Consider the following 11535-nt stretch of genomic DNA (forward strand, 5'->3'; position numbering starts at 1 on the left):
GGAGGCGGCGCGGGCGCAGCTCCAGGCCGACGAGCGTCGCGAGCGCCGACTCGGCCGGTCCGCCCGTCGCGCGTCGACGGCGGATCGTCTCGGCGACCGCGTCGGACTTCGGCAGGCGGGACGTGGCATCCGCCGTCACGACGTCGACCCAGCCCTCGACGAGCGCGAGCATCGTCTCGAGTCGGCCGAGCGCCGCCTCCTGCTCCGGGCTCTTCGGTCGCAGGAGCGCACCGTTCGCGACGGCGTCGCGCAGCTCGTCGGTGTTGGACGGGTCGAAGCCCTCGGCCAGCTGCTCGAGGCGCTCGACGTCGACGTCGATGCCGCGCGCGAACGCGGTGATCGCCGTGATGAGGTGCAGGCGCAGCCAGCGCGCGTGGCGGAACAGCCGGGCGTGCGCGAGCTCGCGCACCGCGAGGTAGAGCTCGACCTGGTCGCTCGGGATGTCGAGGCCCTCGCCGAACTCGACCACGTTCTCGGGCAGGAGGGCGGCCCGGCCGTCCTCCAGCAGGGGGAGCCCGACATCGCCGCCGGAGACGACCTCGGTCGAGAGCTGGCCGACGACCTGGCCGAGCTGCATCGCGAACATCGCGCCCCCGATGCCGCGCATCATGCGGCTCGCACCCTGGATCATCGAGCGGAGCTCCTCGGGCGCCTGCTCGCTCATCACGCGCGTGAGCGAGTCGGCGATGCTGAGCGCGACCGGCTCGGCGAGCTGCGTCCAGATGGGCATCGTCGCCGCGGCCCAGGAGCGGCGGGTGAGCAGCTCGGGCGTGCCCGGCAGGGCTGAGACCTCGACGGCCTCGTCGAGCCACAGCGCCGCGAGGTCGAAGGCCCGGTCGAGTCGCTCGGTCTCGGCGGAGGCGATCTGGCGCTGTCCCGTCGAGGCGCGCTGCTCGGCCTGGCGGAGCGCGAGCGACCAGTCGATGCCCTCCTCCTCCGAGCGCTGCATCGCCTGCTGGAGCTGGCTGAAGAGCGCCGCGAGGCTCGCGGGATCGTTCGGCAGTCCGGCCGCGCCGGCGAGCTTGGACGGGTCGATGCCGCCCGAGCCGGACAGCAGTTCCCGCAGCATGTCGCGGAACTCGTCCTCGGGGTCGCGGTCGGGCTCCTGGTCGCGTTCGGCCACTCGGGCCACCTCCCTCGCTTCGCGGTCCACGCTACCGCCGCTCATCTGCGTCCTCGCCGGGAAATGGCCTAGGCTGACCCCTCGGGTGTCCGCCCGTCGCGAACAGCGCCGGGTTCCCCGCGGGCGCTCGGGAAGGACCACGGCGGATGACGCTCTTCGGCGGCCCTGGCGACGACCGGTCGGCACCCGATCCGACGTCCGAGCGCGCCGCTGTCGCGCGGCGCTCGCGTCGCGAGCGGATCGGCTGGACGGCCGTCGCGGTCGCCGCCGTCATCGGCCTCGGCCTCGCACTGCTGCCGAGCCCGTACGTCATCCAGCAGGCCGGGCCGGTGTACGACACGCTCGGCACGACCGAGGTCGACGGCGAGGAGGTCCCGCTGATCGAGGTCCCCGGCGAGGAGACCTTCCCGACCGAGGGATCGCTCGACCTCCTCACCGTGTCGGCGATCGGGCGTCCCGGTGCGACCCCCGGGTGGCTGGACGTCGCGGCGGCATGGATCGACCCGCGCCGCGCCGCGCTGCCGGTCGAGGTGCTGTACCCGCCCGGCATCAGCACCGAGGACCGCGACGCGGCGAACGAGGCGCAGATGGTCGACTCGCAGCAGGACGCCATCGCGGCCGCGCTCGTCGAGCTCGGCTACGACTTCCCGCGCGACGTGGTCGTGCAGGGCGTGGGCGAGGGGACGCCCGCGGAGGGCGTGATCGAGGAGGGCGACGTCATCCGGTCGGTCGACGGCACCGAGGTGGACTCGGTCGACGAGTTGCGCACCGCGCTCGGCGTGCACGGGACGGAGTCGCCCGCCGAGATCGGGATCGTCCGAGACGGCGAGGCGCTCACCGTCGAGGCGACGCCGGCGGAGAACGGCGGCAACGCGGTCCTCGGCGTCGGGGTGCGCATGCGGTACGAGTTCCCGATCGACGTCGAGATCCAGCTGAACGACGTGGGCGGACCGAGCGCGGGCATGATGTTCGCGCTCGGCATCGTCGACACGCTGACGCCCGGCGCGATGACCGGCGGCGAGAACGTCGCGGGGACCGGGACCATCGACTCGGACGGGACCGTCGGCTCCATCGGCGGCATCCGCCAGAAGCTCTGGGGCGCGGTCGACGCCGAGGCCGAGTGGTTCCTCGCGCCCGAGGCCAACTGCGACGAGGTCGTGGGCAACGTGCCCGACGGGCTCGAGGTGTTCGCGGTCGGCACGCTCGAGGAGGCGCGGAGCGTCGTCGAGACGATCGGCGAGGGCGGCGACACGTCGGCGTTCCGCAGCTGCGAGAGCGTCGTCGGCTGAGCTCCGCGCCCCCGGCCGTCCGCCGGGGTCCGAAATGGCGGATGCCGCGGCGCGTTCGCCCCGAGCGGAGCCGCGCGGCCCGCCCCGCCAGCCGTTTCCAAGAAAGCCGACCGTAGGATGGGAATCCGATCCCGTCCCGACCCGAATGAGGCCGAGAGTGTCCACAGCACAGTCGCAGGAACCGAGGACGACGCGCCGCCGCGCGCCGATCGCGATCACGATCGGCATCGTCGGTGCCCTCGTCGTCGCGTTCTTCGTGTTCGCCGGTATCTACGCGGACATCCGCTGGTACGACCAGCTCGGGTTCCTCGAGGTGCTGGCGACCGAGTGGATCTCGCGCATCGTGCTCTTCTTCATCGGGTTCATCGCGATGGCGCTGCCCGTGTGGTTGTCCATCCAGATCGCCTACCGGACCCGCCCCGTGTACGCGAAGCTCAATTCGCAACTGGATCGTTATCAGGAGATCTTCGAGCCGCTGCGGCGACTCGCGATGTACGGCATCCCCGCCGTGCTCGGCATCTTCGCCGGCGTCTCGACCGCGAGCCGCTGGGACTCGGTGCTCGCCTGGCTGAACCGCACCCCGTTCGGCTCGGTCGACCCGCAGTTCGGGTTCGACATCGGCTTCTACGTCTTCGAGCTGCCCTTCTACCGATCGATCGTGGGCTTCGCCTCGGCGGTCGTGCTGCTCTCGGGCCTGCTCGTCATCGCGACCAACTACCTCTACGGCGCGATCCGCGTGAGCGGGCGCGAGGTCGTCATCTCGAAGGCCGCACGCATCCAGATCGCCATCACCGCGGGCCTCTACCTGCTCCTCCAGGCGGTGAGCATCTGGTTCGACCAGTACGCGACCGTCACCGAGACCGGCTCGTTGATCACCGGCGCCTCGTACACCGACGTCTACGCGACCATCCCCGGCCGGCAGATCCTCTCGGTCATCGCCGCCGTCGTGGCCGTGCTGTTCCTCATCACCGCGATCCTCGGCCGCTGGCGCCTGCCGCTCGTCGGCGCGGTGCTGCTCATCGTGTCGAGCCTGCTCATCGGGTCGCTCTACCCATGGGTCGTGCAGCGCTTCCAGGTCGACCCGAGTGCGCGAGCGCTCGAGGCGCCCTACATCGATCGCAACATCGACGAGACGCGTGACGCGTTCGGCGTCGCCGACATCGAGGAGATCCCCTACGAGGCGAAGACCGACGCCGAGCCGGGCGCCCTGCGTGCCGACGCGGGGACGACCGCGAGCATCCGCCTCATGGACCCGGCCGTCATCAGCCCGGCGTTCCGCCAGCTCGAGCAGTTCCGCCAGTACTACCAGTTCCCCGAGACGCTCGACGTCGACCGGTACCAGATCGACGGCGAGTCGCAGGACACGGTCGTCGCGATCCGCGACCTCAACCTCGAGGGCCTGAACGACGCCCAGACGTGGTTCAACTCGCACCTCGTCTACACCCACGGCTACGGCCTCGTGGCCGCAGCCGGCAACCAGCGGTCGAGCGACGGGCAACCGGTGTTCCTCGAGTCGGGCATCCCGTCGAGCGGCACGCTCCCGGAGTTCGAGCCGCGCGTGTACTTCGGGGAGAACTCGCCCGACTACTCGATCGTCGGCGCGCCCGAGGGGGCGCCGCCCATCGAGCTGGACTACCCGGCCGGCGGTGAGGGCGAGCCGCAGCAGACGACGTTCACCGGCGACGGCGGGCCCGTGCTCGACAACGTGTTCACGAAGCTCGTCTACGCGCTGAAGTTCCAGTCCGAGCAGATCTTCCTCTCCGACCAGGTCTCGAACGAGTCGCAGATCCTCTACGACCGCAACCCCATCGAGCGCGTGCAGAAGGTCGCACCGTACCTGACCCTCGACAGCGACACGTATCCGTCGATCGTCGACGGACGGATCGTGTGGATCGTCGACGGCTACACGCTGTCCGACCAGTACCCGTACTCGAACAAGGTCAGCTACAGCGAGGCCATCTCCGACAGCGAGGCCGTGCAGCAGCCGCTCGCGTTCGACGAGGTCAACTACATCCGCAACTCGGTGAAGGCGACCGTCGACGCCTACGACGGAACCGTGACCCTCTACGCCTGGGACGAGGAGGACCCGATCCTGCAGACCTGGCAGAAGGTCTTCCCCAGTGCGCTCAAGGACATGAGCGAGATGTCGGGCGAGCTCATGAGCCACGTGCGCTACCCGGCCGACCTGTTCAAGATGCAGCGTGCCGTGCTCGGCCGCTACCACGTGACCGACCCGGTGACGTTCTACTCGCGCGAGGACGCGTGGACGACGCCCCTCGATCCGACGCAGGGCGCGGCGACCTCGTTCCTGCAGCCGCCGTACTACCTGACGATGCAGATGCCCGGCCAGGAGGCGCCGACCTACTCGATCTACTCGACGTTCATCCCCGAGGCGCGCGGCAGCGCGAGCCGCAACGTCCTGCGCGGCTACCTCGCGGTCGACTCCGACGCGGGGTCGACCGACGGCGAACGCGCCGAGGGCTACGGCAAGCTCAGGCTGCTCTCGCTGCCCGAGGACGACAACGTTCCCGGCCCCGGTCAGGTGCAGAACACGTTCAACTCCGATCCGACCGTGTCGCAGTCGCTGAACCTGCTGAAGCAGGGGCAGTCCGACGTGATCAACGGCAACCTGCTGACGGTGCCCGTCGGCGGCGGCCTGCTCTACGTGCAGCCGGTCTACGTGCAGTCGACCGGTGAGACGAGCTACCCGCTCCTGCAGAAGGTGCTGGTCGCCTTCGGCGACGAGATCGCGTTCCAGGACACGCTCGACGAGGCGCTGAACGTGCTGTTCGGCGGCGACTCCGGTGCGGCCGCGGGCGATGAGGAGGTCGAGCCGACGACGCCCGACGGCGGTGAGACCGGCGGCGAGACCGGCGGTGAGGGCGAGACGCCGCCCACCACGACCGACACCGAACTGCAGTCGCTGCTCAACCGCGCCCGCCAGGCGATCGAGGACAAGCAACAGGCGCTGCAGGACGGCGACTGGGTGGCCTACGGTGCGGCCGACGCCGAGCTCGCCGAGATCATCTCGGAGCTCATCGTCCTCGCGGACGACGGCGCGAGCACGACGGACACCCCGTCGACCGACGCGCCGTCGACCGAGGAACCCTCGAACGGCTGATGTCCGTCGAGCTCGGCTCGGGCGACTGGCTCGAGGAGAACCGCGCGAACTGGGACGAGCGCGTCGCGCTCCACGTCGCGTCGCCGTTCTACGACCGGTCGCGCCTCCGTGCGGGCGGCAGCGTGCTCGATCCGATCGCGCAGGCGGGCATCGACCGCATGTTCCCGAGCGGCCTCGACGGCGTCCGCGCGCTGCACCTGCAGTGCCACTTCGGCTCCGACACGCTGTCGCTCGTGAACCTCGGTGCGACCGCGATCGGCATCGACTTCTCGCGCCCAGCCGTCGAGGAGGCGCGGCGGATGGCCGCCGAGCTCGGCGTGGACGATCGCGCGCGCTTCATCGAGGCGAACGTCTACGACGCGCGGCATCGCCTGCCCGAGCCGGAGTCGTTCGACCTCGTCTTCACGACGTGGGGCACGATCGGCTGGCTTCCGGACGTCGCGGAGTGGGCCCGCATCATCGCGTGGTTCCTGAAGCCCGGCGGCCGGCTGTTCTTCGCCGACGGCCACCCGGCGGCGTACGTCTTCGAGGGCGACGCCGGGCCGGGCGGCCTGCCGGCGTTCGCCTTCCCGTACGTGGGAACCGGTCCCGACATCATCGACGACCCGAGCGACTACGCCGACCCCGAGGCGAGGCTCGTCAACGCCCGGACCTGGGAGTGGATGCATCCGCTCGGCGAGGTCTTCGGCGCGCTCCGCGACGCCGGGCTCACGGTCGACGGCTTCGCCGAGCACTACGAACTGCCGTGGCGGATGTTCCCGATCACGGTGCCCAAGGGCGACGGGATGTTCGGCTGGCCGGACCGCCAGTGGCTGCCGCTCGGCTACGAGCTGGTGGCCTCGAGGCTCGCGACCGCGCGGCCGGACTGAGCGTTCCTCGCGGACTCGCCCGGGATGCAGCCTCGATTCGACCACCCTCGGATCCCGTGCTAGTGTTTTCTCTTGTGCCGCGGGGTGGAGCAGTTCGGTAGCTCGCTGGGCTCATAACCCAGAGGTCGTAGGTTCAAATCCTGCCCCCGCAACCAAATCGGAAGGCCCCGGTCCAGTCGGACCGGGGCCTTTCGCTTGTCCGGGGCCGGCGCATGCCACGGCGGTTCAGCGCCCGGGTCGTGGTTCCGGCGCGGCCCTCAGGCACTCACGCCGACGATCGTTCGAGCGCCGCGACGAGCGCGTCGAGTCGCGCCTTCTGCGACTGGTCGACGGTGATCGAGATGAATGCGGCCATCGCCAGGAGGACCTCGTAGCTGTCGGGCCGGCCGCGCTTGCCCGGCCGGTGCGTGACCCGGATCTCCCGGTAGGTCGAGATCGGGTTGCGCACGGACTCCTGCAACCCGTTGTGCCGGAACTTCGCGACCGACGCGCCGTCGTACACGAGCCGGTCGCCGTTGGTTCCCGTGACTTCGATGGTGTCCATGGTCAGGCTCCTCAGAGTCGCCGGCGGGCCTGCTGGCCGGTGAGGCCGTTCTCGATGCCCTCGAAGACGGCCGAGAGGTCGCCGGTGACGAACCACTCCGTCAGGGCGAGGGCGACGGCGAGGGCGACGATTCCGAGGACGACGGCGATCGCGACCCTCCTGCGATTCGTGCGGGAGGCGAGGAAGTGGGTGCTCATGTCGAGGACGCTACGGACGGTGCACCACGGTGTCCTGAGTAGTGGTTGCCTATCCTGGCAGACCGCGTCGCTCACACGCGTTCCGGAGGCGACGGACGGGGGTTCCCGGTGTGGGAGGCGCGACCGATGGACGAGGGTCCGTAGAGTTCGGGACATGCCCGCGGATGTGACCGACGCGCCCCGCACTGCTCCCTCGGGGCCCACGGCACTGGCGGCGATCGGGGCGCTCGGGGTCGTCTTCGGGGACATCGGGACCAGCCCGCTCTACGCGCTCAGCGCGGCGCTCGCGCCGGGCGGGCTGATCGACCACACCCTCGTCTACGGCGTGACGTCGATGGTCGTCTGGTCGATCACGCTGGTGGTGACGGTGCTCTACGTCACCGTGCTGATGCGCTTCGACAACGACGGCGAAGGCGGCCTGCTGGCGTTGCTCGCCCAGATCCGCCGCGCCCGCCCGACTGCGAGGATGCGGACGCTGGCCACCGGCGTCGCGATCCTGGGCGCGGCGATGTTCCTCGGCGACAGCATGATCACGCCCGCGATCTCGGTGCTGTCCGCCGTCGAGGGACTCACCACGATCGATTCCGACCTCGGGGCGCTCGTCGTCCCGATCACGGTCGCGATCCTCGTCGGGCTGTTCGTCGTGCAGCGGTTCGGGACGGCGCGCATCGGACGGGTCTTCGGCCCGATCATGCTCGTGTGGTTCCTGCTGCTCGCCGTGCTCGGCGCGTTCGCCGTCGCCCGGGGTCCCGAGGTGCTGGTGGCGCTCTCGCCGCACTGGATCGTGCTGCTCGTCGCCGCGCACCCGTGGACGGCCTTCCTCGCCCTCGGCGGCGTGGTGCTCGCGATCACGGGCGCCGAGGCGCTGTTCGCCGACATGGGGCACTTCGGCCGTCGCCCGGTCACGATCGCGTGGCTCGCGGTCGTCTTCCCGTGCCTGCTGCTGGCCTACCTCGGCCAGGCGGCCGCGGTGCTGGCGGCCGGTGCGGCCGGACCCAACTCCTTCTTCCTCCTGGTGCCGGGCTGGGCGACCGTCCCCGTCGTGATCCTCGCCACGATGGCGACCGTGATCGCGTCGCAGGCGGTGATCTCCGGCGCGTTCAGCGCGGTGCACCAGGCGGGGCGGTTGGACCTGATCCCGTCCGTCCGCGCCATCCACACCTCGGCGACGCATCGAGGACAGCTCTACCTCCCCGCGGTCAACCTGCTGCTCGCCGCAGCCGTGATCGGGCTCGTCGTGGCGTTCCAGAGCTCGTCGGCGCTCGCGTCGGCGTACGGCATCGCGGTCACCGTGACCCTCAGCTCGACGACGACGCTCCTCCTCCTGCTGCTGCGAGTCCGCGGCGGGCTGTCGGTGCTGCGAGCCGTCGGGATCGCCGCGATCCTGGGGGTGCTGCTCGCCTTCCTGGCCGCGAACCTGACCAAGGTCGTGAGCGGCGGATGGGTGCCGCTCGGGGTCGGCGTGGCCCTGCTCGTGTCCATGTGGACCTGGTGGCGCGGGTCCTTCCGGATGACGATCTCCCGAAGGAGGGACGAACCGCTGCTCTCGGCCATGACCGGCCGGATCCACGCCGCCCCTCGCGTTCCCGGGACCACGGTGTACCTGGCTCGCAGCAGCGACACCGCCCCGGTCGCGCTCACCACGCTCCTGGAGCGGTACGGGGTGCTGTCCGAGCACGTGATCGTGCTCGCCATGCGGACGACCACCTCGCCGTTCGGCCTCGACGTCGAGACCCGCTCCCTGGCGCCGGGCGTGACCGTGATCGATGCCGGCTTCGGCTACCGCCAACGGCTGCGGGTGGCGGACGCGCTCGCGCGCGCGGCCACGCGCGCGGACTCCGGCTTCACGGCTGGGCAACTCGAGGATGCGACGTACGTGGTCTCGTCGGACTCGCCCGTGGCCGACGCCGACTCGAGGCTCCCGAGGTGGCAGCAACGGCTGTTCATCGGCCTCGAGCGGACCCAGGGCTCCCCGGTCGACCTCGCGGAGCTGCCGGCGCGCCGGACGCTCATCGTCGGCCGCGAGCTCCCCGTGTGAGCACGGCCGGGCGGCCTAGGCTGGTTGCATGCAGACGGATGCCGCGCCCCTCGCCGTCGCGGTCGCGCAGTTCGCGCCCGGCGACGACCCCGACGCCAACCTCGCGGAGATCGAACGCCTCGCAGGCACGGCGGTCGCGCGCGGCGCGCGACTCGTCGTCTTCCCCGAGTACTCAAGCTACTTCACGCCCGAGCCGGGCCCGGCCTGGGTCGAGGCGGCGCAACCCATCGACGGGCCGTTCACGACCGCGCTGGCGGCGCTCGCCGATCGGCTCGACGTGCACCTCGTCGCCGGCATGATCGAGCGCCCCGCCGGCGAGGAGCGCCGTGTGGCCAACACGGTCGTCGCGATCGCGCCGGGCGAGGGCGTCGTCGCCGCGTACCGCAAGCTGCACCTCTACGACGCGTTCGGCCAGCGCGAGAGCGAGTGGGTGGCCCCCGGCGAGATCGGCGATCCCGAGACGTTCGCGGTCGGCGGCATCCGCTTCGGCCTGCAGACCTGCTACGACGCCCGCTTCCCCGAGGTCTCGCGCCGCATCGTCGACGCGGGCGCCGACGTCATCTGCATGCCGGCCGAGTGGGTGCGCGGGCCGCTCAAGGAGGCGCACTGGCGCACGCTCACGACCGCGCGCGCGATCGAGAACACCGCCTACGTGCTCGCCGCCGACCACGCCCCGCCCGTCGGCGCGGGCAACAGCATGATCGTCGACCCGATGGGCGTCGAGGTCGCCACGATCGGCGAGTCGACCGACGTCGCCCTCGCCTGGCTCTCGGCGGACCGGATCGCGGAGGTGCGGAAGCGCAACCCGGCACTGGCCCTCCGCCGGTTCGAAGTCGTGGAGCGCGAGACGCGCTGACCCGACGCCGCGATCAGCCCATCGCCGCGAGCCGCTCCGCCGCGGTCTCGAGCACCTCGCGTCGCTTGCAGAACGCGAACCGCACGAGGCTCCGCACGTCGTCACGGCGCTCGGGGTGCACGAACGCCGTGACGGGCACGCCGACGACCCCGGCCCGGTGGGGGAGTTCGCGGCAGAACGCGTCGCCGTCGCGCGCGCCGAGCGGCGCGGCATCCGCCACCACGAAGTAGCCCGACGCCGGGACCGACGGCGCGAAGCCGGCGCTCGTGAGGCCCGCGACGAGCAGGTCGCGGCGTGCCGCGAGTTCCGCGGCGGCATCCGCGAAGAACCGGTCGGGCAGCTCGAGCCCGGTCGCGATCGCGGGCTGGAACGGCGCGCCGTTGACGAACGTCAGGTACTGCTTGACGGCGAGCACGGCCGTCACGAGATGCGCGGGAGCGGTCAGCCAGCCGATCTTCCAGCCGGTCGTGTTGAAGGTCTTGCCGCCCGACGAGATCGAGATCGTGCGGTCCCAGCCGCCGGGGCGCGTCGCGATCGGCACGTGCTGCCCGTCGAACACGAGGTGCTCGTAGACCTCGTCGGTGACGATGAGGGCGTCGTGCCGGTGCGCGAGCTCGACGACCAGGTCGAGCGTCGCCTCGTCGAGCAGCATGCCGGTCGGGTTGTGCGGGGAGTTGACGAGGATGACGCGCGTGCGGTCGGTCACCGCTGCGCGCAGCTCGTCGTGGTCGGGCCGCCAGTCGGGGAATCGCAGGGGCACGGTGCGGTGGATGCCTCCGGCGCGCGCGATGATCGCCCCGTACGCGTCGTACGACGGCTCGAACGTGACGACCTCGTCGCCGTCGTCCACGAACGCGAGCAGCGTCGCGGCGAGCGCCTCGGTCGCGCCCGCGGTGACGAGCACCTCGCGCGCCGGATCGACGGTCAGTCCGTACCAGCGGTGCTGGTGGCGGGCGATCGCCTCTCGGAGCACGGGCATCCCCGGGCCGGGCGGGTACTGGTTCACGCCGGTCGCGATCGCCTCGCGGGCGGCGTCGAGCACCTCGCGGGGGCCGTCCTCGTCGGGGAAGCCCTGCCCCAGGTTGATGGCGCCCGTCGAGACGGCGAGCGCGCTCATCTCGGCGAAGACGGTCGGCGCGACGCCGCCGTCGGGGGCGAGCAGCCCCGCTCCGGCTGCGGTCCGCTGCCACGGTGCGAGCGGTCGTTCGGGGATGGCATCCACGCTCACACCGTATGCCACGGTGCGGCGGCTACGCTGACTGCGGCGCTCGGGCGGTTCACGGGGGCGACATAGCTTCGACATAGGGACCGCCGACTCGCCGCACAGCTTGGAGCGGGATGCTGGCATCCGCTGGAAGGAGCGAAGATGACCGAGACCAACACCGGCGGGAACGAGCAGATCCCGGAGAACCACCCCACGCCGACGGCGGAGGGTGCGGACGCCGCGGAGGCCGCCGCCCAGGTCGAGACCCCGCGCGCCGACGCGCCGGCCGCGCCC

General features: G+C 71.4%; 9 protein-coding genes and 1 tRNA gene. 6 read left to right on the forward strand and 4 right to left on the reverse strand.

The features are described 5' to 3' along the window. The coding region (locus tag ESO86_RS04910) for a zinc-dependent metalloprotease (RefSeq protein WP_165307341.1) at window positions 1-1069 on the reverse strand (1069 nt) is incomplete at its 3' end. A gap of 200 nt (window positions 1070-1269) precedes the next feature. Between ESO86_RS04910 and ESO86_RS04915 the strand changes: the two genes are divergently transcribed. From ESO86_RS04915 to ESO86_RS04930, 4 genes are all read left to right on the forward strand, one after another. Next, window positions 1270-2412, forward strand: coding sequence for a YlbL family protein (locus ESO86_RS04915; RefSeq protein ID WP_129233762.1), 1143 nt, complete (start codon window positions 1270-1272; stop codon window positions 2410-2412). Between the two features lie 145 nt (window positions 2413-2557). Then, complete coding sequence (locus ESO86_RS04920) at window positions 2558-5533, forward strand: UPF0182 family membrane protein (RefSeq protein WP_165307336.1); 2976 nt, start codon at window positions 2558-2560, stop codon at window positions 5531-5533. Then, window positions 5533-6402, forward strand: coding sequence for a class I SAM-dependent methyltransferase (locus tag ESO86_RS04925; RefSeq protein ID WP_129233763.1), 870 nt, complete (start codon window positions 5533-5535; stop codon window positions 6400-6402). Before ESO86_RS04920 ends, ESO86_RS04925 begins: the two co-directional genes overlap by 1 nt. A gap of 78 nt (window positions 6403-6480) precedes the next feature. Beyond that, a tRNA-Met gene (locus tag ESO86_RS04930) sits at window positions 6481-6557 on the forward strand. Window positions 6558-6667: 110 nt separating this feature from the next. On the opposite strand, the gene ESO86_RS04935 is transcribed toward ESO86_RS04930, so the two are convergent. After that, window positions 6668-6946: a hypothetical protein gene (locus tag ESO86_RS04935; RefSeq protein WP_129233764.1), complete on the reverse strand. Its 279-nt coding sequence runs from the start codon at window positions 6944-6946 to the stop codon at window positions 6668-6670. Window positions 6947-6957: 11 nt separating this feature from the next. Next, window positions 6958-7143 carry a hypothetical protein gene (locus ESO86_RS18580; protein ID WP_165307338.1) on the reverse strand — a complete coding sequence of 62 codons (186 nt, stop codon included), beginning with the start codon at window positions 7141-7143 and terminating at the stop codon, window positions 6958-6960. 154 nt (window positions 7144-7297) lie between these two features. Between ESO86_RS18580 and ESO86_RS04940 the strand changes: the two genes are divergently transcribed. Continuing rightward, a complete protein-coding gene (locus ESO86_RS04940; RefSeq protein ID WP_165307339.1) occupies window positions 7298-9181 on the forward strand; it encodes a KUP/HAK/KT family potassium transporter in 1884 nt (627 codons plus the stop codon). Window positions 9182-9209: 28 nt separating this feature from the next. Continuing rightward, complete coding sequence (locus ESO86_RS04945; RefSeq protein ID WP_129233766.1) at window positions 9210-10037, forward strand: carbon-nitrogen hydrolase family protein; 828 nt, start codon at window positions 9210-9212, stop codon at window positions 10035-10037. 13 nt (window positions 10038-10050) lie between these two features. On the opposite strand, the gene ESO86_RS04950 is transcribed toward ESO86_RS04945, so the two are convergent. After that, the gene (locus tag ESO86_RS04950; RefSeq protein WP_242492210.1) at window positions 10051-11259 is read right to left on the reverse strand and encodes an aminotransferase class I/II-fold pyridoxal phosphate-dependent enzyme; all 1209 of its coding nucleotides are present in this window, start codon (window positions 11257-11259) and stop codon (window positions 10051-10053) included. Between the last annotated feature and the right edge of the window lie 276 nt (window positions 11260-11535).

Origin of the sequence: Agromyces binzhouensis (genome assembly GCF_004135055.1) — a bacterium.
GTDB lineage: Bacteria > Actinomycetota > Actinomycetes > Actinomycetales > Microbacteriaceae > Agromyces > Agromyces binzhouensis.